The 22,661-nt window shown below is 66.7% G+C and carries 21 protein-coding genes and 1 tRNA gene; 11 read left to right on the top strand and 11 right to left on the bottom strand.

Going from position 1 to position 22,661, the window contains the following annotated elements:
• Nucleotides 1-4 precede the first annotated feature (4 nt).
• Complete coding sequence (locus AC4PRM_RS01265) at nt 5-253, bottom strand: helix-turn-helix domain-containing protein (protein WP_373255719.1); 249 nt, start codon at nt 251-253, stop codon at nt 5-7.
• A gap of 84 nt (nt 254-337) precedes the next feature.
• Complete coding sequence (locus AC4PRM_RS01260; protein ID WP_492038509.1) at nt 338-1,186, bottom strand: aldo/keto reductase; 849 nt, start codon at nt 1,184-1,186, stop codon at nt 338-340.
• Between the two features lie 124 nt (nt 1,187-1,310).
• Between AC4PRM_RS01260 and AC4PRM_RS01255 the strand changes: the two genes are divergently transcribed.
• From AC4PRM_RS01255 to AC4PRM_RS01245, 3 genes are all read left to right on the top strand, one after another.
• Nucleotides 1,311-1,553: a DUF3297 family protein gene (locus tag AC4PRM_RS01255; RefSeq protein ID WP_292173583.1), complete on the top strand. Its 243-nt coding sequence runs from the start codon at nt 1,311-1,313 to the stop codon at nt 1,551-1,553.
• A 76-nt stretch (nt 1,554-1,629) separates the two neighbouring features.
• Nucleotides 1,630-3,063 (top strand): M20/M25/M40 family metallo-hydrolase, encoded by a 1,434-nt coding sequence (locus tag AC4PRM_RS01250; protein ID WP_492038508.1) that lies wholly within the window; start codon nt 1,630-1,632, stop codon nt 3,061-3,063.
• Between the two features lie 52 nt (nt 3,064-3,115).
• Nucleotides 3,116-3,200: transfer RNA gene (locus AC4PRM_RS01245), tRNA-Leu, on the top strand.
• Between the two features lie 13 nt (nt 3,201-3,213).
• Here AC4PRM_RS01245 and AC4PRM_RS01240 read toward each other — a convergent pair.
• On the bottom strand, nt 3,214-3,396 hold the full coding sequence (locus AC4PRM_RS01240; protein WP_013269402.1) for a DUF3606 domain-containing protein: 183 nt from the start codon (nt 3,394-3,396) through the stop codon (nt 3,214-3,216).
• Nucleotides 3,397-3,542: 146 nt separating this feature from the next.
• Here AC4PRM_RS01240 and pyk point away from each other — a divergent pair, with 146 nt between their 5' ends.
• The 3 genes from pyk (at nt 3,543) to AC4PRM_RS01225 (ending at nt 6,303) form a co-directional block, all read left to right on the top strand.
• A complete protein-coding gene (gene pyk / locus AC4PRM_RS01235; protein WP_492038507.1) occupies nt 3,543-4,982 on the top strand; it encodes a pyruvate kinase in 1,440 nt (479 codons plus the stop codon).
• A gap of 16 nt (nt 4,983-4,998) precedes the next feature.
• The gene (locus AC4PRM_RS01230; protein ID WP_492038506.1) at nt 4,999-6,039 is read left to right on the top strand and encodes a DNA adenine methylase; all 1,041 of its coding nucleotides are present in this window, start codon (nt 4,999-5,001) and stop codon (nt 6,037-6,039) included.
• A gap of 66 nt (nt 6,040-6,105) precedes the next feature.
• Nucleotides 6,106-6,303 (top strand): hypothetical protein, encoded by a 198-nt coding sequence (locus AC4PRM_RS01225; RefSeq protein WP_487923193.1) that lies wholly within the window; start codon nt 6,106-6,108, stop codon nt 6,301-6,303.
• On the opposite strand, the gene rnhB is transcribed toward AC4PRM_RS01225, so the two are convergent.
• Both rnhB and AC4PRM_RS01215 read right to left on the bottom strand, forming a co-directional pair.
• Nucleotides 6,300-6,932 (bottom strand): ribonuclease HII, encoded by a 633-nt coding sequence (gene rnhB, locus AC4PRM_RS01220; RefSeq protein ID WP_487923192.1) that lies wholly within the window; start codon nt 6,930-6,932, stop codon nt 6,300-6,302. The two genes, AC4PRM_RS01225 and rnhB, sit on opposite strands and share 4 nt — an antisense overlap.
• Entirely contained in the window at nt 6,929-7,516 is a 588-nt protein-coding gene (locus AC4PRM_RS01215; protein WP_492038505.1) for a DNA-3-methyladenine glycosylase I, read from the bottom strand. The genes rnhB and AC4PRM_RS01215 overlap by 4 nt, the downstream gene beginning before the upstream one ends.
• 96 nt (nt 7,517-7,612) lie before the next feature.
• Here AC4PRM_RS01215 and AC4PRM_RS01210 point away from each other — a divergent pair, with 96 nt between their 5' ends.
• The 4 genes from AC4PRM_RS01210 (at nt 7,613) to AC4PRM_RS01195 (ending at nt 12,528) form a co-directional block, all read left to right on the top strand.
• Nucleotides 7,613-9,868, top strand: a complete 2,256-nt coding sequence (locus AC4PRM_RS01210) for a S9 family peptidase (protein ID WP_492038504.1) — start codon at nt 7,613-7,615, stop codon at nt 9,866-9,868.
• A gap of 457 nt (nt 9,869-10,325) precedes the next feature.
• Complete coding sequence (locus AC4PRM_RS01205) at nt 10,326-11,657, top strand: amidase (protein ID WP_492038817.1); 1,332 nt, start codon at nt 10,326-10,328, stop codon at nt 11,655-11,657.
• 122 nt (nt 11,658-11,779) lie between these two features.
• On the top strand, nt 11,780-12,256 hold the full coding sequence (locus tag AC4PRM_RS01200) for a low affinity iron permease family protein (protein WP_492038503.1): 477 nt from the start codon (nt 11,780-11,782) through the stop codon (nt 12,254-12,256).
• The gene (locus AC4PRM_RS01195; RefSeq protein ID WP_373255706.1) at nt 12,253-12,528 is read left to right on the top strand and encodes a SemiSWEET family sugar transporter; all 276 of its coding nucleotides are present in this window, start codon (nt 12,253-12,255) and stop codon (nt 12,526-12,528) included. Before AC4PRM_RS01200 ends, AC4PRM_RS01195 begins: the two co-directional genes overlap by 4 nt.
• On the opposite strand, the gene AC4PRM_RS01190 is transcribed toward AC4PRM_RS01195, so the two are convergent.
• Genes AC4PRM_RS01190 through AC4PRM_RS01170 form a run of 5 tightly spaced genes read right to left on the bottom strand, consistent with a single transcriptional unit; the run spans nt 12,525 to nt 20,600 of the window.
• Nucleotides 12,525-13,415 carry a hypothetical protein gene (locus AC4PRM_RS01190; RefSeq protein WP_492038502.1) on the bottom strand — a complete coding sequence of 297 codons (891 nt, stop codon included), beginning with the start codon at nt 13,413-13,415 and terminating at the stop codon, nt 12,525-12,527. The two genes, AC4PRM_RS01195 and AC4PRM_RS01190, sit on opposite strands and share 4 nt — an antisense overlap.
• Before the next feature lie 2 nt (nt 13,416-13,417).
• Complete coding sequence (locus AC4PRM_RS01185; protein ID WP_492038501.1) at nt 13,418-16,990, bottom strand: hypothetical protein; 3,573 nt, start codon at nt 16,988-16,990, stop codon at nt 13,418-13,420.
• Between the two features lies 1 nt (nt 16,991).
• Nucleotides 16,992-18,572: a tubulin-like doman-containing protein gene (locus AC4PRM_RS01180; protein ID WP_492038500.1), complete on the bottom strand. Its 1,581-nt coding sequence runs from the start codon at nt 18,570-18,572 to the stop codon at nt 16,992-16,994.
• Entirely contained in the window at nt 18,572-19,201 is a 630-nt protein-coding gene (locus AC4PRM_RS01175) for a hypothetical protein (RefSeq protein WP_492038499.1), read from the bottom strand. The genes AC4PRM_RS01180 and AC4PRM_RS01175 overlap by 1 nt, the downstream gene beginning before the upstream one ends.
• Before the next feature lie 34 nt (nt 19,202-19,235).
• Nucleotides 19,236-20,600: a hypothetical protein gene (locus tag AC4PRM_RS01170; protein ID WP_492038498.1), complete on the bottom strand. Its 1,365-nt coding sequence runs from the start codon at nt 20,598-20,600 to the stop codon at nt 19,236-19,238.
• 88 nt (nt 20,601-20,688) lie between these two features.
• Between AC4PRM_RS01170 and AC4PRM_RS01165 the strand changes: the two genes are divergently transcribed.
• Entirely contained in the window at nt 20,689-21,666 is a 978-nt protein-coding gene (locus tag AC4PRM_RS01165) for an SH3 domain-containing protein (RefSeq protein WP_492038497.1), read from the top strand.
• A 3-nt stretch (nt 21,667-21,669) separates the two neighbouring features.
• On the opposite strand, the gene AC4PRM_RS01160 is transcribed toward AC4PRM_RS01165, so the two are convergent.
• Nucleotides 21,670-22,635 (bottom strand): SDR family NAD(P)-dependent oxidoreductase, encoded by a 966-nt coding sequence (locus AC4PRM_RS01160; protein ID WP_492038496.1) that lies wholly within the window; start codon nt 22,633-22,635, stop codon nt 21,670-21,672.
• Between the last annotated feature and the right edge of the window lie 26 nt (nt 22,636-22,661).

Raw genomic sequence — 22,661 nt, 5'->3', positions numbered from 1 at the left:
ATGGTCAGTAGGCCCGCGTGTCCGACGTCAGCGCCCAGAGCGGCAGGCGAAGGGCGCTGATCGCCGTGCCGATCCGTAGGCTGTTCAGATGAGCCCGGCCCGCCTCGATGCGGCGCTGCTCCTCGGGCGTCATGTCCATCAGCCGTGCCAGGTCTTCCACGCTCAGCCCCCGTCGCTCCCGCCAGTGCTTCAATCGGGCACCGACCGCCGCGTCTGCGGGATCGACGACCGGAAAACCATGCACAGAACCCATGTGCCGCTCCCTTGAGCCGCTCCCCCATAAGGTGATGGAGCGATGACGTTGCCTTGCCCTATCGGCCCGTCTGCGCGGGCCTGATCACCATTCGTGGTCCCATTCAAAGGCCTTGTCCAGCCAGTCGCCCAGGCGCCCGTCGGGCCGGGCCAGAGCGTGGATGCGGTCCATGTCCTCTTCGGTCAGGGCGAAGTCGAAGATGTCGAAGCTCTCTTGCGCCCTATGCACCTTGGTCGTGCGCGGGATGGCGATGACGTCCTGCTGGATCAGCCAGCGCAGGGTGACCTGGGCGGCGGACTTGCCGTGATGGTCGCCGATTTCCTTCAGCGTCGGGTCGTCGGCCACATTGCCCTGGGCCAGCGGGGACCAAGCGGTGATGGACGACCCCAGCTCCCGGGCCGTTTCCAGCAGTTGCGTCAGCTTGAGGTAGGGATGGTATTCGACCTGGTTGGTGATCAGGCGTGCCTTCGATATCGCCTGCGCTTCGCGGAACTGGGCCGAGGGGAAGTTGGACAGGCCGATGTTGCGGGTGAAGCCCTTGTCCTTGGCTTCGTTCAGCGCACCGATCGTCTCGGCAAACGGCGGCGTGGTCTTGGGCCAGTGGAGCAGCAGCAGGTCGGGAGTGAAGCCCAGGCTGGTGGCCGATTCCTTGGCCTGTTTCAGCAGGCCGGCGTGGTCGAAATGCTCGACCCAGATCTTGGTTGTCAGCCAGATGTCCTCGCGCGCGACGTGGCCCGCTTCGATCGCGTCGCGAATGCCGTCGCCGACCGCCGCCTCGTTCTTGTAGATCCAGGCCGTGTCGATGTGGCGGTATCCGATCCTCAGGGCCTCGGCCACCATGCGCCGCGCGTCAGCGGGCTCCAGTTGCCAGGTGCCGAAGCCGAGCAGGGGGATGGTGTTCCCATCGACGGTGATCGTGGCTTGGTCGGTCATGGCAAGGCTCCGTTTCGAAGGAGCCGTTTAACTAAGCAGCGACGCCGAGGTTTCAACCGGCCTTGGCGATGGGGGATGCGTCCGCTAAAGCCCGCAGCCTGATGTCTTGCCCGAGCGTAATCCCATGACCGACCTTCCCGACCGCCTGTCCGTCGATCCCGACAGCCCGTTCCACGATGCCGATCTGCTGGCCAAGGGCATCGGCGTCCGGTTCAAGGGCGAGGAAAAGACCAATGTCGAGGAATACTGCATCTCCGAAGGCTGGGTCCGCCTGGCTGTCGGCAATCGCGTGGATCGCCGCGGCAAGGCTCTGACAGTTAAGCTGCAAGGGCCGGTCGAGGCTTGGGTCAAGGGCGAAGAGGCCTAGGTCGCGATAGTCGCTTCCCGCGGTACGAGGTGCCCGCTACGGTTCGCTCTGCTTTCCTGAGTCTCCCGGAGCCGTCATGCGCCTGTCCGCCCGCCTTCTCTGCGCCAGTGCGCTTGCTTTTGGTCTGTCCGTCGCCCCAGCCCTGGCGCAGGACGCGCGCACCATCCGCGAGGCCGAGCAGCTGCGCGACCGGGCGCTGGACAGCAATGTCGCCTATGATCTGGTCTCGGAGCTGACAACGCGGTTCGGGCCTCGGCTCGCAGGCTCGGCCTCGGAGCAGGCCTCGGCGCGCTGGGGGGCGGACAAGTTCCGCGAAATGGGCTTCGACAACGTCTCCATCGAGCAGTTTCCCCTGGCCCTGTGGACACGGGGCGAGGCGAGGGTGGAGATCGTCGGGCCCTTCGCCCAGCCTCTGAATATCGTCTCGCTGGGCGGGTCCATCGCCACCCCGGCGGAAGGCATCGAGGGCGAAGCGGCCATCTTCGAGACCTATCAGCAGTTGCTGGATCAGCCCGAGGGCTCGTTGAACGGCAAGATTGCCATCGTGCTTCAGGACACGGTCCAGGCCCAGGACGGTCGCGGCTATGGCGCGACCTCACCCATCCGCGGCGCAGGCCCGACCGAGGCGGCCCGGCGCGGGGCCATCGGCTATGTGCTGCGGTCGCTGGGCACGCACGACCATCGCTTTGCCCACACGGGCGCGACGCGGGTAGGCGAGGGCACCATCCCCGCCTTTGCCATGAGCCCGCCGGATGCGGACCAACTGCGCCGGATCGGGCGACTGTCCGACGAACCGCTGCGCATCCGCCTGTTCTCCACCGCCGGTTTCACCGCCGACAGTGTCAGCCAGAACGTGGTGGGCGAAGTGCGCGGCTCGGGCCCGGATGCTGACGAAGTCATCGTCGTCGGCGGCCATCTGGACAGCTGGGATCTGGGGACCGGGGCCATCGACGACGGCGCAGGCGTGGCCATCACGGCCGCCGCCCTGAAGCTGATCGAGGACATGCCGCGCAAGCCCCGCCGGACCATCCGCGTCGTCTGGTGGGGTTCCGAAGAGGTCAGCCAGCCGCCGCCCGCCCAGGGCCTGGCCGGGGCCCGTCACTATGCCGAGACCCGACGCGATCAGATGGTGAACCATGTCGCCATTTCCGAAAGCGACTTCGGTGCCGGCCCGATCTACAGCCTGGCCCTGCCCGCAGGCGCAGCGGACACCGATTTCCGGCGCGCGGCGCAAGGCGTGCTGACGCCGCTGGGCGTTCTGTTCGATCCGGCCCCGGCGACGGGCGGCGGGCCGGATACCGGCCCGACGGTCGCTCTGGGCGTGCCCGCCTTCCGCCTGAACCAGGACGGTACGGACTATTTCGACACCCACCACACAGCCGACGACGTGCTGGACCGGATCGATCCGGAGGCCATGACCCAGAACGTCGCCGCCTGGGCCGCCTTCCTGTGGCTGCTGGCCAACTCGGATGTGGATTTTCGGGCGGCCGCGCCAGCCACCGCGCCGTAAGAAGGATATCGCATGGCCCAAGTGGCCCGGCGCTGCTAAGGCCATTGCGCCTGCGAGCGTGGCGAAATTGGTAGACGCAACAGACTTAAAATCTGTCGGCTTCGGTCTTGCGGGTTCGACCCCCGCCGCTCGCACCATCGGCTGATCTATTCAGCGCTTCTTACCCAGTTCGGCGGCGATGTCCTTGACCATGCGGCCGGCCTTGCGGTGGGCTGCGGTGATCTGGTCGCGCGTCACGCCCCAGCGCTTCATCCAGTATTCGACGGCCTGACGCTCGGACAGGTCCAGCCGGTCCTTGTCGATGAAGCCGCGCTTGTCCTTCAGTCCGGCCATGATCGGCGCTCCGTGTGAGGCCTCGAAAGGCCGTTTGGCCTGTCCATAGCGCATAACTTCGTGTTTCGCGCGGCGATCGCGGCTTAACCGCAGCGCGTTTCGTGGGCACAAGAGGGCATCATCCCTTTCGCCCGCATGGATATTCGATGATCAGAGCTCGCCGCGCCCGCATCGTCGCCACCCTGGGACCAGCCAGCCGCGCGCCCGGCACGGTCAAGGCCCTGGCCCAGGCCGGGGTGGACGTGTTTCGTCTGAACTTCAGCCACGGCACGCATGAGGATCATGCGGCGGCGCTGAAGGCCGTGCGGGGGGCGGAAATGGCGCTGAAACGGCCGCTGGGCGTGCTGGCCGATCTGCAAGGACCGAAGCTGCGGTTGGGCCGGTTTGCTGAGGTCGAGATTGACGTCAAGCAGGGCCACAAGATGCGGTTCGACCTGGATCCCACCCCAGGCGACGCCACGCGGGTGGAGATGCCGCATCCGGAAATCTTTAAGGCCCTGCGGACCGGCATGCTGCTGTTGCTCGACGACGGGCGGGTGCGTTTGCGTGTGGGCGAGCGCACGGATGAATGGGCCGATGTGACGGTCGAAAGCGGCTCCAAACTGTCGGATCGCAAGGGCGTGGCCGTGCCCGAGGCGGTCGTGCCGGTTTCGGCCCTGACGCCCAAGGACCGTGAAGATCTGGCCTTCGCCCTGCGCATCGGCGTGGATTGGGTGGCGCTGAGCTTTGTCCAGAAGGCCGAGGACATGGCCGAGTTGAAGCGGCTGGTCGCCGGCAAGGCGGCCTGTCTGGCCAAGATCGAAAAGCCCCAGGCCCTGGCTCAGTTGGACAGCATTCTGGATTATTGCGACGGCGTGATGGTCGCGCGCGGCGATCTGGGTGTCGAGCTGGAGCCCGAAGAGGTGCCAGTGGCCCAGAAGATGATCATCCGCGCCGCCCGCCAGCGCGGCGTGCCGGTGATCGTGGCGACCCAGATGCTGGAAAGCATGACGGCCTCGCCCGCGCCGACGCGCGCCGAGGCCTCCGACGTGGCCAATGCCGCCTATGAGGGGGCCGATGCCCTGATGCTGTCGGCCGAAACCGCGTCGGGCCAGTACCCCCTGGAATCGGTGGCGGTGATGAGCCGGATCATCGAGCGGGTGGAGAGTGATCCCCTGTGGCCCAGCCTGATGGATGCCGAACACGCCGGCATGGACGATATCGACGCCGACGCCCTGGTCGCGGCGGCGGGCAAGGCGGCTCAGGCTCAATCGACGGCCTGTATCGTGGTGTTCACGACCCTGGGCGGGACGGCCCGGCGGATGGCTCGCGAGCGGCCGTTGCTGCCGGTGCTGGCCCTGACGCCCAATCCGGACACGGCTCGCCGTCTCGCCCTGGTCTGGGGGCTGGAGACGCGGCTCGGCAAGGAGCCGACCAGTCTGGAAGACGTCACCGAGGATGCGGTCAAGAGCGCCATGACCTATGGGTTGGCGAAAGCAGGTCAGAGGGTGCTGATCCTGGCCGGGACGCCCTTCGGTGCGCCGGGGGCTGCGAATCTGCTGCGACTGGCCCATGCTCCGGCGAAGGGCGGCAAGTCGCGCGCCTGATCCTACGAGGATCGGCATGATCAAATACATCGGTTCCAAGCGGGCGTTGCTGACCCAGATCGCCACGGCGGTCAGTGGTCGGCTGCCCGACGGGGGGCTGGTGTGCGATCTGTTCTCCGGCACGGCGCGGGTCGGCCATGTGCTGAAAAAGCAGGGCTTCCGCGTCTGGTCCAATGACGTCAACGCCTATGCACATGTCTTGGCCACCGCCTATGTGCAGGCGGATCGCGAGCGGTGGGAGACGAAGGCCGAGACGGTGCTGGCCGAGTTGCGGACGGTGACGCCCCGGGCGGGATGGTTCACCCGCGCCTTCTGCGAGGATGCCCGCTATTTCACGCCCGAGAACGGTGCGCGGATCGATGCCATGCGCGACCGGATCGCGTCCATGGCCCTGGAGCCCGAACTGGAAGCGATCGCCCTGGTCAGTTTGATGGAGGCTGCGGACCGGGTCGATTCCACCGCCGGGGTGCAGATGGCCTATATGAAGGCCTGGGCCGCGCGGGCGTTGAAACCGCTGGAACTGCGGATGCCCGATGTTCTTCCGGGCGTGGCGGCGGGGCCTTGCCGGGCGACGCAGCGTGACGCGGTCGAGCTGGCCCCTGAGGTCGAGGCGGATCTCGTCTATCTGGACCCGCCGTATAATCAGCATTCCTATCTGGGCAACTACCACTGCTGGGAAAGCCTGGTGCTGTGGGACAAGCCCGAAACCTATGGTGTCGCCAACAAGCGGATCGACGTGCGCACGCGCAAGAGCGCCTTCAACAGCCGCCCCGGCATCGCCCCCGCCCTGAAGGCCGTCATCGACGGGGTGAAGACCCCCAACCTGGTCGTGTCGTTCAACGACGAGGGCTATCTGTCGCGCGATCAGCTGGTCGAGATGCTGTCGGCGCGCGGCGAGGTGCAGGTCATCGAAATCCAGCACCCCCGCTATGTCGGGGCCCGCATCGGCATCCATAATCCCAAGGGCGAGAAGGTTGGGACCGTGGGGCGGCTGAGGAATGTGGAGTATCTGTTCGTGGTCGGCGATCGGCCTCTGAAGCTGGCCGACGCGGCCTGAGGCGCTATGTCGGGAACCGGCGTTCCATATTGTCGTTAAACCGACATGGAACAGCAGCGCACCCCCTTGAACCAACCCGCCGATGCTTTCGACGCCATGCGTCATCGGGAGGCGCAGACCTTTGGTCGCCGTCCAGTCGCAAAGGCGGCGGTCCATCCGCAGGCCGATCCCTACGACCGCGCCCAGACCTGGGCCATCGTCGCCTTGGGCGGCATGATTGCGGCGCTGGCTGGGGCTCTGGCGGGCAGCGGCCTGTCGCTCTAGGCCTCCGCCTTCAGCAAGGCCCGGATCGGGGCCCAGCTGCGGCGATGCGCCGGGCAGGGGCCGAGGGTACGCAAGGCTTTGGAATGGATCGGGGCGTTGTAGCCCTTGTGTCCGGCAAAGCCGTAGCCGGGATATTGCGCATCGAGATCAATCATCAGCCGATCCCGTGCCGTCTTGGCCAGGATGGAAGCTGCTGCAATGGATAGGGAGAGGCTGTCGCCTTTGATGACCGTCTCGACTTCGCAGGGCAATTTGAAGCGGTAGTTGCCGTCCACCAATGCCGCCACGGGTTGGAGTGACATCGCCTCGATGGCCCGGCACATGGCCAGGCCGGTCGCGTGCAGGATGTTCAGTTCCGCGATCTCCTCCACCGAGGCGAAGCCGACGCCCCAAGCTAGGGCGCGGGCCTTGATCACAGGCTCCATCTCGAACCGGCGTTTTTCCGTCAGGGCCTTGGAATCGTCGATGCCGGGCGGCAGGTCGTCGGGGTTCAGAATGACAGCGGCCGCCGACACCGGCCCGGCCCAGGGGCCGCGACCCGCCTCGTCCACGCCGCAGACCAGGCCACCGACCGCGCGCGACAGGTCGGTCTCCAGCGACAGGGAGGGGATGTTGCGAACCGCAGTCATGGCCGCGCCATCGCACGAACTTGGGCGTGGCGAAAGCAGCTGGTCTGATGATCGTTGACCATGCCCACGGCCTGCATGAAGGCATAGACGATGACCGGCCCGCAGAAGGTGAAGCCCCGTGCCTTCAACGCCTTGGTCATGGCGACGGATTGCGGCGTCTGGGTCGGCCCGTCGCGATAGTCGGGCCAGGCATTCCGGATGGGCTGGCCGTCGACGAAGGACCACAGCCAGGCGGAAAAATCCTCGCCCTCGTCGCGCATCTTCAGCCAGATCTGCGCCCCCTTGATCGCGCTGTTGATCTTGGCGCGCGAGCGGATGATGCGCGGGTCGCCCAGCAGGCGCTGGATGTCGGCCTCGCCATAGCGGGCCACGATCTCCGGATCGAAATTGTCGAAGGCGTCGCGGATACCGTCTCGCTTTCGCAGGATGGTGATCCAGGCCAAGCCCGCCTGAAACCCGTCCAGCACCAGCTTTTCCCACAGGGCGCGGGCGTCATACTCCGGCACGCCCCATTCGGTGTCGTGGTAGGCGACATACAGCGGGTCGGTGCCGCACCAGCCGCAGCGGCCATCGGATTCGGTCATGGCGACAGGATGCCTGCGCAGATCATCCGTGGGAATGGCCGATTGATGCCGGACAGGGGGTGACGGGGGCAGAATCCCTCTTTAGCGTCCCGGCCCATGCGCAAACATCTTCTCGCCTCCGCCCTGTTCCTGGCCGCCCAAGCCCCCTTCACTGCCGCCTTGGCCCAGAGCGCCGATCCGGCCGTTCTTACGCCCGAGCGGGTGTTCGCCAATCCCTCATTGTCCGGGCCTGTGGCGCGGGGCGTGTCGCTGTCGCCTGATGGAGAGCTGGTCGCCTTCCTGCGCTCGCGTGAGGACGATGTGGATGTTCTGGACCTGTGGGCCGCCCCGACGGGCGAGGGCGAGCCGTTCAAGCTGATCGACGCGCGGGCCCTGGTGCCGGACGCCGGCGAATTGTCCGAGGCCGAGAAGGCGCGGCGCGAGCGCATGCGCATCAGCCAGCGCGGTGTGGTCGAATACTCTTGGGACGAACAGGGGCGCTACATCCTGGCCCCGCTGGAAGGCGACGTCTTCCTGGCTGAGCGGGCCGGAGGCAATGTCCGCCGCCTGACCGAAACCGAAGCGGACGAGATCGACGCCAAGGTCTCGCCCAAGGGCAATTTCGTCTCCTGGGTCCGGGATCAGGATCTGGTCGTCTATGACCTGGCAGCAGGCACCGAGGCCGAGGTCACGACCGACGGCGACGGCCTGATCACCTGGGCCACCGCCGAATTCATCGCCCAGGAGGAGATGGACCGCGACACCGGCTACTGGTGGAGCCCGGACGAACGCTACATCGCCCTGCAACGCACCGAGGAATCCACCGTCGATGTCGTACCCCGGCTGGACATCACCGGCGGCGGGGCCAGCGTGATCGAGCAGCGCTATCCCCGCGCCGGCCGCCCCAATGCCGTGGTCGAACTGTATGTGCAGGACCGTCAGAGCGGGCAGCGGACCAAGGTCGATCTGGGCACCAACACCGACATCTATCTGGCGCGGGTGAACTGGTCGGCGGACGGGCGGACGCTCTACGTCCAGCGCCAGTCGCGCGATCAGAAGCGGCTGGACCTGCTCAGCGTCGATCCGGCCACAGGGGCCTCGCGCGTGATCGTGACCCAGCGCTCCGACGCCTGGGTGCCCCTGACCAACGATTTCCGCGCGCTGGAGGACGGGACCTTCATCTGGTCGTCGGAAGAGACCGGCTGGCGGCATCTGTATCTCTACAACCGCGAAGGCCGTCGCCTGCGCGCGATCACGCGCGGGGCCTATCCCATCAAGGGGTTGAACGGCGTCAATCAGACGACGGGTGAAGTCTTCTTCACCGCCTCCATGCGCGATGGGCGCGAACTGCCGATCGAACAGCAGATGTTCCGCGCCTCCCTGCGCCGCACGGTGACGCCGGTCGCCGTGACGCCCGCTGGCGGCTGGTGGGGCGCATCGATGAACCGGACGGGCACGGCCTATGTCGGCAACTACACCGACCTGAACACGCCGGCGCAGTCGGGGCTGTACCGCGCCGACGGCACCTTCGTGCGCTGGATCGAGGAGAACCGGCTGGACGAGAGCCATCCTTATTTCCCCTATGTTTCCCGCCGCGGTCAGGTCACCTTCGGCGAACTGGAAAGCCACGGCGAGACCCTGGTCTGGCAGATGACCACACCGCCGGGCTTCGATCCGACGAAGACCTATCCGGTCGTTATGCAGGTCTATGGCGGGCCGTCAGGCGGCGGCGTCCGTCGCGGCTGGCAGTCGGCGACCAACCAGCTGCTGACCGAGGCGGGCTATATCGTCTTCCGCCTGGACAACCGAGGCGAGGGCGACCGCTCCACGGCGTTCAAACAGGCGCTGTATCTGAAGATGGGCCAGCCCGAGATCGAGGATCAGGTACTGGGTGCCAACTATCTGAGATCGCTGCCGTTCGTGGATGCTGACCGGATCTCGGCCATGGGCTGGAGCTACGGCGGCTTCATGACCCTGCACATGCTGACGGAGCCAGAAATGGGGCTGACGTCGGCGATTTCCGGCGCCCCGGTCACCGACTGGAGCCTGTACGACACCCACTATACCGAGCGGTTCATGTCGACGCCGGAAGCCAATGCCGAGGGCTATGCGGCGTCGGACGTGGTTGATCAGCTCGACCAGTCGACGGGTCGGCTGCTGCTGCTGCACGGCATGGCGGACGACAATGTCATCTTCGAAAACGCCACCCGCGTGATCGACGCCCTCCAGGCCAAGAGCGTGCCGTTCGAAATGATGCTGTATCCCGGCCAGCGCCACGGCATTCGCGGCAATGAACGACAGCTGCAGCAATGGCGGACCTATCTGGATTTCTTCGACCGCACGATTGGCGAGCGGGCGGCGAACTCGGACTGATCCGCTCGCTGCCGCACTTTGGTTAAGGTCGGAGACGAAGAAAATGGTGGGGATGATGAAGCGATACGGCAGATGGATGTGGGGCGTGTCGTTTGTTGTGCTCTCGGCGACAGCGTCTATAGCTCAGCAAAGCCCGCAGACCACACCGACGACACGACAGGACGCGGTTGAACAGGGCTGCCTTTCAAGAGAACAGCTTCCCGTCGAGATCGTTCGGTCCATCGCACGTGACCTGGCGCGTGAAGGGCGGGCAGATGCACCGTTTCCTTGCATCCAGCTAGAAACGTCGGATCAGGCTGGCGGCGCGAGTCCTCAGGTAGAGGTCACTCGACGGCAAGTCATGAGCATTCCGCTGCGCCCGCCGATCACCGCAGACAACATCATGCGTCAGTTCAGGGCCTATGACGAGACGAGGCGGAGCATGATCCAGTGGAACCATCCGCAGGTGCTTCAGCCTATGACGGCGGGCAGCACTCTGGTGTCCCGACCGGGTGCTCCTTTGTCAGAAATCAGTGGCCGCACGATTGTGCTGAAGGACAATATCGAGACGGCGGACATGCCGACGACGGCGGGCTCTCTGGCTCTTGTGAATAACGCTCCCGGTCGGGATGCGCCCATCGTTGCGCGTCTGAGAGCCACGCAGGCCATTCTGCTTGGCAAGGCCAATCTGTCTGAATGGGCCAACATTCGCTCTTCGGATTCAATCAGCGGCTGGAGCGCGGTCGGAGGACAGACGCGCAACCCTTATGACTTTGAGCGAACGCCATGCGGTTCGTCGGCCGGCAGTGCCGTCGCCGTGGCGACTGGACTGGCTGAACTGGCCATAGGCACAGAGACGGACGGCTCGATCACCTGTCCGGCCTCGGTCAACGGCATCGTGGGCTTCAAGCCGACCGTGGGTCTGGTCAGTCGGACGCACATCGTGCCCATCAGCCATTCTCAGGACACGGCCGGCCCGATGACCACGACGGTCGAGGACGCGGCCATCGTGCTGGGGGTCATCGCCGGGTCCGATCCGCTGGACCCCGCGACGGCCGAGGCCGATGCGCGCAAGGTCGACTATCGCGCCGCCCTGGACGCCGGGTCCCTGAACGGCGCGCGGATCGGGGTGATGTCTTTCCTCTTGCCCTCCTATTCCGAAGAGACCCGCGCCGCCTTCGAGCGGTCGTTGCAGGCCATGCGCGAGGCGGGGGCGGAGATCGTCGAGATCACGGAGCCCCCGGCCCAGTTCCGCCAGATCGGCGGCTGGGAGCTGACCGTCCTGCTGACCGAGCTGAAGCACGACTTGAACCTGTATCTGGCCTCGACCGATCCGCAGCAGGTGCCGACGCGCACCCTGGCCGACGTCATCGCCTTCAATGCCGCCGAGCCGCGCGAGACCGTGCTGTTTGGTCAGGACCTGTTCGAGCGGGCCGAGGCCACAGGCGGCCTGACCGATCCGGCCTATGTCGAGGCGCGGGCCAAGTCGTTGCAGGCCGCCGGGCCGGACGGCATCGACCGGATGATGGCGGACCACCGCGTCGTCGCCCTGATCGCGCCGACAACCTCGCGCGCCTGGACCAACGACCCGGAGGACGAGGACGACATGCAGGGCTCGGCCAGCCGCCTGGCCGCCGTCGCCGGTTATCCGCACCTGACCGTGCCCATGGGCCTCGACCGCGGCATGCCGGTGGGGATCAGCTTCATAGGCGGCAAGTGGGAGGATGCCCGCATCCTGTCGCTGGGCCATGCTTTCGAGCAGAAGACGCAGGCGCGGCGGGCACCGGGAATGGTCTCGCAGCAAGAATAAAGGGCTTGGACAAGTCTGGATAATCCTGCCGCGACAGGTTGGATAAGTCCGGTACTCTCTGGATAGATTGGCGCTTGTGCATACTGACCGGAACCGCGCCCAAGCGAAGCGGTTAGGCCGTCATGGAAAAGCTGTTCGTCCGGTTCGCGACCCTGACCGCCAAAGTGGCGGGCAAGCCGTGGACCTTCATCGCCTGCCTGGCGGTGGTCCTTGTTTGGGCCGTCAGTGGCCCGATCTTCAAGTTCAGCGAGACGTGGCAGCTGGTGATCAATACCGGCACGACCATCGTCACCTTCCTGATGGTGTTCCTGATCCAGAATACCCAGAACCGCGATGGCGCGGCGATGCAGGCCAAGCTGGACGAGCTGGTCTTCGCGGTGAAACAGGCGGATGCCCGCTTCATCGGTATCGAGCACCTGACCGAGCGGGAACTGGACGCCATCCTGGCTGAGGTGGAAGCGCGCGGAATCGCAGTGCATCAAGGCAAGCCAGCACGGGCAATCAAGGGCAAGCCGGCCAAGCGGGCCAGCGACATTGAGGCCGAGCAACCCGCCAAGGCCTCTCCTTCGGGCAAGGCTGGCTCCAGGGCCAAGGCATGAGCGACCTCGTCGCCAATATCGTGGGCACCGCTGCGGCCCTGTGTTCGATCACCAGTTTCGCACCCCAGATGATCAAGATCTGGAAGGAGCGCGACGCTTCGAATGTGTCGCTGAAAACCTATTCCCTGACCGTGACGTGTTTCGTGCTGTGGACCGTCTATGGTGTGATGACCACGGCCTGGCCGATCATCGTCGCCAATGCCTGCGCTCTGGTCATGGCGGCGGCGGTGCTGGGGATGAAGTGGCGGTTTCGGGACGGAGAGCCGGACTAGGCCCCCCGCAACCGCCCGCGTTTTTCCAGCGTGATGGTGTCGCCGTCGAAGCGGACCCAAGCGGGCTCCATGAGCTGCAGCACATTGCCCGGCTCGACCTCGAAGGCGCGGCCGAAGACGGACTGGGCGCGTGTGCCGCCGCCGAACTGATACAGTTCGCCCCATTGCTGGATCGGCCCGTCCGACGGCAGCAGCAAACCCAGCGACGGCCGGTCGTCCAGCGGGATAAACCATAAGCGGCCTTCCTCGTCGCCAACGGTGGGACGTAAGGACTCACCGGGCCCGGTGGTCACGAAGTCGGGGCCATAGGCGCGCTGGAACTCGGCCATGCCGCCAGCGCCGTCCAGAAGCCCCTGATAGGCGACCAGCAACGCCTTGAATTCGGGCGAACGGCTGCGCTGGGCGATCAGGTCTGCGTCGGCAGTCGAGGCCGTGGCCGCAGGTGCGAACAGGGTGGAGGCGCGGCTGGTCGATGGGCGGGGTGAGGGGGGTGAAGCAGCCGTAACCGGGGCCGTGGGTTTGCGTGCCGGTCGAGCCGGAGCCTGTTCGAAGAAATCCTCCGCCAGATCGCCGGGACCCCGCGCATCGGTCTGATCGGGGAAGGGCTCGAGCGGTTGATCGTCGTGGGTTAGCGGGCGCGCGAGGGCTCCATCCATGCGCCGGCGCAACTGGGCGACCTCGGCGGACAGGGTCTCGATCTGGCGCTGCTGGCGGGACAGCAGCCGGTGCAGAGTCTCCAGCGTGACTGCGCCATCTGTGGTGTCGCTTGGGTCGCGCCTCGGAAGAGTTGCAGCGGCATCGGCAGTCGAACCGTCCGATGGCTCATACTGCGGTTCGGCTCCAGTCTTCTTCCTGCCGCCCAGGCCCCACAGTCGGTCCCCGGCCACGGTCAGATATCCCTGACGACGATGCGGCGGTCGCGCTCGATCAGGGGCAGGGCCATGATCGACACCAGTTCGCGCAAGGCGGTGATGAAGGGCGGCTCGAACGGCTGGGCATCCTCGTCGGTGAAGGCGTCGGCGTCCAAGTCGTGCAGCGTATCCGACAGGCTCTGGCGAACCTTGGCGCGGATGTCGTTCAGGGCCCCGCGCTGCTCGATGTCGATGTTGATGTCGGTCAGCTTGCGCAGGGCGATCAGGAAGCGGCTGAGGTGGGCCAGTTCGATGCGGTCGACCTCGGTCGCGCTTTGCAGGGCCGTCAGGGGCGCGGTCGCCAGGGCCTGGGTCTCCACACCCCCCACCATCACATCGATATCCTCGCCCAGGACAGCCAGGCGGCTTTCGTTGCCGTTGGGGTCCTCGCGGCGATCGACCAGCAGGCCTTGCGCCACCTCATGCTTGGCCTCGTGCGGGCCGGAGAAGCGGAACTGGATGGCGACATCGGCCGGATTGTATTCCGCCGCCGCGATGGCGAGGCGGACAAGCTGGGTCAGCTCGTCGTCCGCGCCGCCCGTGTGGAACTGGCGGAACAGGGTCGAGCCGCGCCCGGCAAAGGCGACGGTCAGCCGGTCCAGGTCGGCCCGGCGCAGGCCCGAGTTCGGATCGGCCACCAACTGCCCCAGCACCAGTCCGACGTAGTACATCAGCCCGCCCAGAGCGACGGAGGCGACCTGTTGCAGGCCCAGACCCGCAGGCTCGGACGCCAGCAGGCCGAAGTTGTCGGCGAACCGCTGGGCGAAGGCCGGCTTGTTGACATACAGCTCGACGAAATCGCGGCGACCGTCCGCGCTGAGCGGATCGCCCTCGCTGAGGCCGGTCGAGACCTCGCTCATGTCGATCTTGCGCAGGACCTCGGGATTGTTGGCCAGATAGGCGGTGAAGAAGTCCCCGCCCGCGACCTTGAACGAGTTGCGCCAGAATGGCTTGCCGTCCCGCCACAGGGCGATGTCGGTGGTGCCGCCGCCGATGTCGAGCACCAGCATCAGCTTCTCGGCCCCCTGGGTCACGAAGACATGGGCGGCCGCGGCCCCCTCGGTCTTGCGCAGGAAGGTCGGGCGGCCGTTGGCGGTGGTGTCGCCGGGCGGGCCGAACAGGGACGACCAGTTGCGGCGCAGCTCGTTCTCCAGCTGGCGGTGCTGCGACGGCTTGAAGGCCTGCGGGTAGGAGAAGCGCCAGTCGATGGCCAGGGGATCGGTGCCCTCTGCGACCAGCTCGGCGGCTGACATCATCATGATCTGGCGCAGGAAGTGGGTGGCCAGAGCCCGTTCGGACTGGGTCTCGCCCCACTTCAGCCGGAACTTCAGCAGCCCCGCGCCGGTCCATTCGCGGAAGATGTTGTCCGACATGCCCAGATCGGCCTGTCGCGCGATGAAGCCGTCGAAGTTCGGGACGAAGAAGACATTGTCGGCAAAGCCATGCTGATGCATCCGACCCTCGCGGACGCGGGCCTGAAGCTCGGGCGGCAGGGCCGGGCGGAACTCGCGCAGCTTGGCGACGGTGGGGAAGGGCGTCTCGTGCTTCTGCAGCGGGAAGAAGCCCAGATACTGCCCGACCAGCTCCTCGCGGCGCCGCGCCTGTTTGGCGCGCACGCCGAACGGGAAGACGATCCGGTCCTGGAACGCCAGCCGCTCGCGCAGGCCGTTCCGCTCCGTATAGACCACGGTGTTGGTGGTTCCGAAGTCGACGGCCACCTTGGCCTCCAGCGCCGAGGATCGGGTCTGGGCGAACCGGACCAGCGCCATGCCGGCGGGCACGAAGTCGCCAGTTGCCGTCTTGCGGGCGAAGAAGACCGCATCCGCGCCGCCGGGGAGGTGATGAAGCTCGGCCACGCCCTGATCGGTGGCGGTGAAGCCGATGCGTTCGACCAGAACCTCCTGCTGGCCATTAGCCGTCGTGCCGCGCACGGTTGAGATGCGCTCGGGCTGAAGCGCCGAGGCGGGCGGGACGAAGCCGAACAGGTCGTCGATCGCCAGTGTGGAGGAGTCCGACCACAGCCGGATGCGACGCGCGCGGTCGGACATATCCAGCGAGGCCCCGCGCACCTGACTGGCCATCACCTCGGCGGTGACGGCGAACCGGGGCCGCATGTAGTAGTTGATGCTGGCGGTGAAGTGCAGGAAGGTCCAGCGCCAGCCGGGAGCCTGGAAGTTGGGCCAGAAGGCCAGGTCGTCCGGGACCTGAAGCACCTGTTTGCTCTGGTCCGCGCGGGGCAGATCGCGGCGTACCGCATGCGGACGGCCGGATTGAAGCCGTAGCCGCAGGCGGACCACGGCGTCGCCGGAACTTGGCGACATATCCAGCGCCTCGGCCAGGCCCTGACCGGGCACCAGCATCAGGGCCAGCGGCGACAGCGGCAGCAAGGCCGACTGGAAGGCGGCGGGGTGTGCCTCGTTGATCGTCTGGCTGTCCAGGGTGATCAGGCTGTCGGTGAACAGGTCGGACGGGCGGATGACCAGCCAGCCTTCGGCCTCGGCCTCCTGGCGGATGATGTCGAAGGTGGCGGGCCGCATGGCGTCGGCCAGGCTGTGCCGACCCCAGACGGAGATGGATTCCGGGCGCTTGCCCAGGGTCTCGGCCAGATCCGGATCGACCAGGATCGCGCCCTTGAACAGGCTGCGAGCCGGGGGCGACAGCTCGATGGCCGCGTCGGCCTCGGTCGGGGGCACGCTGGTGCCGTCGAACTGCCACGTAGAGCCCAGCACCTGGGCATGCAGCGCGTTGGGCCAGGCCAGGTCGATGGTGGCCGGGTTCAGGCCGCGCACTTCGGGAGCGGCTTTTGCATTGGCGGCCCGATGGAAGGCCTCCAGGGCCTGGGCCAGACCGCCACGCAGCCGGGGTTCCAGATCGTCGCGGGCGCTAAGCCGCGTCCACATCTGGCGGATATAGTCGGCCAGGATACGGAACTGACGCTCCGACAGGGCCGCGTCGATCGGGTCGGACAAACCGTCCTTCAGCCACGGCACATCGGGACAGCGCACCTGCTCCGACGCGCGGCCTGCGGCAACCAGACTGGTCGGCGTCAGGAAGCCCAACGGGCGACCGGGCCCGAAGGCGAAGGCCCCGGCCCCGCCGCGCTCCTGGATCATCAGGGCGACGGGACGTTTCCAGCTCAGTTCCGGCACCAGAACACGCGCGGGCTCGAGGTCTAGCAGGGTGCGGGCGAACAGGCTGTTGCGGCGGCTGGCTTCCAGATCGACGGGCTGAGCCGTCAGTGTATAGGCCGCGCTGAACTCGGGCATCAGGGCGATGGTCGCGATCAGGGCGCGCCACTGAGGCAGAACGGTCGTGTGCAGGGGGTGGGACGCATCGAACAGGGCGCGATCGAAGACCAGCATCTGGGCCCAGGGGTCCGGGATGCTCTTCACATCGCTGCGTTCGGCCTGTTTCTCGCCGATGAACAGGGCGTCGGCCAGCTTGTCGAGATGATCGATCGGGGTCCAGGCCCCGGCCTTCTTGGCCTCAGCCAAGGGGCCGTCGGTGATGATCGGCGGCAGGTTGTAGGTGTACAGTCCGCTGTGACGCATCTCAGGTCCTCGTCGCGGCGGGCGGTTGAACGTCGGCAAAGGCGTGCAGGGCCGACACGAACCAGCCCAGGCCACGCTGGTTGACCTCCGGAGCCGTCTCGTTCGTCAGGCGGCCCATCAAATCGGCGGCGGTCGGCGGGGCCTCGCCCGTCTCGCCCGGCATGACGATGCTGCCATAGGCGTCATCGTAGTCGGCCCCCTCGAAGGCGCGGGGCACCTGGACCGGCAGGTTCGGACGCTCGCCTGGGCGGATGAAGGCGTCGGTGTTCCACAGGCCGAAGTTGATGCGCGCACGGCGGGCGTGCAGCTCTATCCCCCCGGCCCAGCCCAGCACCCAGCGGCAATAGGCGTCCAGCGCGGCGACCTCAGCCTCGGCAGGGGTAGCGTCGAACTTGATCGTGTCGATGCGCTGGCGGCGATACCAAGGATCGGTACGGAACGCCTTGAACAGGCCCGAGCGAGGTCGGCTGACCAGCGGGCCCCAGTGCTTCCAGGCCACGGCAAAACGCAGCAACTGCCCCAGCTTGTGATAGGGCGCGTCCGGGTCATTGTCGGGCGAAGGCAGGTCGGACCAGGTCAGGGCGTCGGCGGCGGTGCGGGCGCTGGCCAGCACCTGACCGGACACACCCTTCAGGTCCGCATTGAAGAAGCGGCAGGCGGCCAGGGCCCCGAACAGCTCCGGAGCCAGCGGCGGATTGGCCTGACCATTGGCCCCGCGGCTGTGATAGCCCAGAGCGAACGGACGGTCCCAGCCGACCAGATACAGCTGGTCGAAGATCGGCTCGTCCCGCAGCAGGTCGGAATAGTGTTTCAGGGCGCTCTTGGACTGGAGGACCAGTTCCTCCGACAGGGCGACATTGTCGCGTGAGGCGTCGCCGTCGCGGCCCGGCGGGTCGAAGTCGAAATAGGGCAGCATCAGCACGCCGCCGATGTGAACATTGGACGCGCCCTGCGGCAGGCGACGCCGGATCAACCGGGCCAGGGTCGGGAAGCCCGCTGCACCCGTGCCACCGAAAACCGAGCCGACCAGCAGGACGCGCACCTCCGTCGCACCGCGTGCGGCATCCAGAGCTGTGGTCAGCTTGTCCCAGAATTCGATATCGTCCTCGATGCGCGAGGCCATGACCGCGGCCCCGATGTGCGGACGGCCGCGATAGCCCTCGTCCAGCGGCAGGTCCTGTTCGGTGTCGGCGGCGCTGGTGCCTTGCGCGAACAGGCCGTCGAACAGTTGGCGCTCGCCGGTCGGCATGGATTCGCGGTCGAAGATGCGGGCCAGCGACGCGGCCTTGTCCGGATGCGGGATCCAGACTTCCTCGGCGGGCGAGAGGGACTGGATGTCGGTGGCGAACAGGGGACTGCCGCCCAGCACATGCGCGCCGCCGGTACTCCGCCAAAGAGCGCGAGCGCTGACGATGGTGGCTAGCAGTTGGGCCGTGCGCCCGACATTGCCGTTGGAGCCATCCTGATCGACCAGGCCGACGGTCAGATTGTCGCCCGCCAGACCGGCGACGGCGGCGTGCAGGGTCGATTCGACGACCTTGGCCCCGGTGCCCCCGACCCCGATCAGGATGTTGACGGCCATCAGCGGCTCCTGCCGATCGGAATGAGGACAGTGGCCATCGGCACCGAGGCGCGCAGCACGGCGGGTGCGGCCAGGGCGGTCGAGACATAGTAGCTGAGCCAGGTCAGGATAATTCCCCCCGCGATGAAGCCGCCGGTCGCCGTGGCCGTGGCCTCTACCGCCGGTCCCTGACGGTTGAAGGTCAGCCACAGCAGGATGGCCGCAGCGACCGTGACGACCAGATAGCCGACCAGCCAGACGCCCTGGGCCGTGCGCTGGGTCTCGGGACGGCCCACTTTCGATACCTGGCTCCAGGCCAGCAAGGTCCAGCCCAGGGCCACGGCGGTGGTGATGATCATCAGCTTCATAAAGCCATCAACGAGACCGTCGGCCGCACGCTTGCGCTGGGTTTCCATCTGGTTGCCCAGGGCATTGGTGGTGACGGTGCCGCCACCGTCCAGCGCGCCATCAAGGGCGGCGTCCAGCGCATTGCCCTGATCGACCGTCGCTGGTGCGCTGGTGGTCATCGGGGCGGGTTCGAGAAAGCGTGTGCTGGCCGTTTGCCAGGTCAGCAGACCCCAGCCGAGGGCGAAAACGATGACGCCTGTGACCAGCACGACGGCGAGGGCCTGAAGCCAGTTGCGGGTCATCGAGAACTCCAGAAAAGGGCAGGCATCGAAAGTGTCAGGGCTCAACCCTCACCAGAACCGCCAGACTGGCCAGTGGCAAGCCCTGCGGCGGGGTGGTTTCGCGCAAGCCCGCCTCAAGCTGCTCGGCGAAAGCGGCAAGATTGAGCGTGGGGAAGAAGGCGGGCGAGGCCGCCGAGACGGCGCGGGCGCGGTCGGGCGAGACGCTCCAGTCGCGCATCCACTTGGTCTCGGGCGGAGCGGCGGTGAAGTTGTTCGTCGTCAGCTGACCCTGGATCAGATAGTCGCTGCCCGCGACCAGGGCGGCGGTGGAACGGGCGTCAAGTGTGAAGGTCGCGCCGTCCGGTCCATCCGGACGCCAGGCCCCGGACAGGGCCGGTTGGCTTTCCCAGGCTCCCGCACCGCAACCGCCCGCACGTCGCCAGACCTGGGTCTGGCCGCCCAGCTTCCCGCGCCAGACGGCCCCCGGCAGGATGCGGGCATCGGCGACAACGGGGATGCGCAGGCTGGCCTGGCCGGTGCGCAGTTGGTCCAGGCTGACGCCGACCTGGGGCAGGGCCTCGGACTGATCGCCGTCGATCAGGCGCTGGGCTGCGATGTCGCCGGTGGTCTGGACCGGGGCGCTGGCCCCGAGCCAGGCGGTGGCGGGTTCCGGCGTGAACAGGGCAAACTTGCTGCGGTCGCCGCTCAGGGCCGGGCTGCCGGAACGGGACAGGGTGCGATAGGCGGCCAGTACCTCGGTCCGGCTGCCGACCAGAAGGATGAACAGCGGCCGTTCGTGCGCCCCGGCATGCGTGCCGACGCCCGGCACGTCATAGACGGGACCGGCATAGGGCGCGCGCAGGCCGATCACGCCGATCGACTTTCCCTTGGCCAGCAGGGCGCGGATCGGCTGGCCCAGGGCGATCTCGGCGCTGCCCTGGAACGCCGTGTTGGACAGCCACAGGTCGGTGACGACGACGTCCAGCCCGGGCCCCGTGCGGTCTGCGATACGGGTCAGGACGCTGTCGATCCGGCTTTCCTGATTGTCGCAGTTCGCCTGCTGTCCGCAGCGATAGAAGCCGGTGGAGGCTAGGCCGGAGCCGGAGGGCAGGGGCGTGATCCGTTCGCCGAAACGCAGCCATTGCGACTGAACCCCGGCCCCGCGGGCGTGACTGGCCAGCAGTGGCTGCAGATCCCCGAGCGGACGCACAGAGTCGGTCGCGCCATCGACATAGCCGGCGATGCTTTCGGACCCGTCCCAGAAGACCCGCATCGGCCCCTTGGCGACATCGGCGGCGGGACGAAGGGCAGACGCGGCACCGTCCGGCGCGCACAAGGCCCCCATTGCACGGTCGCCACACGCGGCCAGCAGGACGGCGGTCGCGAGGGCGGCGCAGGCAAAGAGTTTGCTGACGGGCAACGAACTCCCCATACGCTCGGTTGCGGATTAAGGGCTTGGTTTACTACGCTCTTCGCGCGACTGTCCATGCTGCTTCACGGGGGTCTTCTTGTCCGGTTCGCCGATTTCCATCGCCTTCGTGATCGAAGGCCAGACGGTTCGACTGGGCGATCCCAACCAGTGGCGAGCGGCGGTGAAGCATGGCGACCTGACGCCAATGACGCGCATCGTCGTGGCCGAGGACGGGGGCCAGGTCTACAGCGGCCCGGCCTCAGGCTATGAAGGGCTGAAATCAATGTTTCAGGCGGAAGAGGCGTCTGAACATCCCCCTGTTGTAGACGACAGCACCCCTGGCCAGTCGCCGGTGATTACACCGGCTTTTGAGGTGCCAGCCCCGACGGTAGCCTCGTCCGCTTCGGCTCCAGACCTGACGCCGAACCCGGTGCCAGAGTTGCCTGTATGGCAGCAGCCCCGTCCCCAGCGCTGGCCTGTGCCCGAGCCGCCGACCATTCCGCGTACAGCGACAGCGGCGGACGCCGAGGCCTGGCGTGCCGGGCAGCGCCCGCTGCCGCCACCGAAGAAGAAAAACAATGCCGGTTTGGGGTGTCTTGTCCTGATCGTCGTGCTGGCTGGAGCGGGCCTGTTGCTCTCTCGCTGCGCCGGAGACGCAACACGCCGCGCCGAGGTGCGGTATGCCGAGACGCAGACGGTCGTGACGGACGGCCCTGACGGTGCGCCACGTGCCATGCTGAACCGGGGGGATACCATTACAGTCCTGTGGCCGCGTACAGGCCAACCTCAGGAATGGTTGCAGGTACAGGGCGGACGTCTGGATGGCGGTTATGTGCGGCAAGAGGCCCTGTCCGATCGCCGACGCCCAACCATCGTTCTGACCGACCGGACGCGGACGATCACGACAGAGGACGTGCGTGTGCGGGCCGATCCGGCAGGTGAGCCGCTGGACGTCGTCAACACTGGCGATCAGGTCCGCGAAATCGGCGTCACCGAAAATGGCTGGTCCGAGATCGAATATGGCCAGGGTGTTGCCTATGTCGCCACGCGCTACACACGCGCTCCTCGTCGATAAACGTCAGCCCAGCACCTTGGCGCGATCGCGTTCCAGATAGGCGACAATGTCAGCAACGGTCGTGCGGGTGTCGCGTGTCTTGGCATAGGCGTGGGCCGTGCGCGGCCTGCGGTCGAACCAGATCTGGTCGACCACTTCGTCTGGACGGGTCGCGGCCAGCCAGTCGATGGTGTCGGCACCTTCGGCGTCGTTGCGCAGGATGGGGGCCAGAACCTTGCGGAACTTGGGCAGGGACGTCTTGACCCCTGCCGTATCCGCCCAGCCCGGATGGACGGCATAGGTCTTGATGCCCTTGTGCGCAAAGGCCTCGCGCCAGTGCTCAGCCAAGGCCATCTGGGCTCGCTTGTGCGAGGCATAGGCTGCGAAGCCGTTGAACTTTTCCTGCGGAATATTCAGCATCGATTTGTTCAACGGCACATTATAAAGGCCGCCCGAGACCACATTGATGACGGCCGCTCCGGGTTTCAGTCCGCCCTGCGCCTGAAGCTGTTCGGTCAGGATGTAGTGGCCCAGAAGATTGGTCGCATAAGAGGTCTCGAAGCCTTCTGCTGTCGCCTCGAACTCGCGCATCAGCAGGCCGACATTGTTGACCAGAACGTCGTACTGGACGGCACCAATCTCCGGCCGTCGGGTCAGGGCCGAAACCGCCGCCATCGATGACAGGTCGCAAACGACAGGCAGAACGGTACCCGGCATCGCTGCCGTTTCGGCGACGAGCGCATCCAGGGCCTTCAGATTACGGCCGACGGCATGAACGGTTGCGCCCTTGGCCACGGCCTTCAGCGTGGCGGCCTTGCCCAGGCCACCCGTCGCACCCGTGATCAGCCAGGTCTGGCCGCCGTAGTCGGCGCGCACCGGACGGAATGGCAGGCCGCGCGCGATGTAGCCGACGCGGGTGAACGACGGGGCAAACCGGCCGTAGAAATTGACCGATTTCATCAGGGCCTGAAGGGCGGGCAGTTCGGCCATGAGTGTCGCTCCGATCCTTGCGAGAG

This window comes from Brevundimonas sp. DW-iso22 (genome assembly GCF_058725425.1).
The sequence above is the reverse complement of the archived record's forward strand: the minus strand, read 5'-3'. Positions and strand labels throughout refer to the sequence as shown.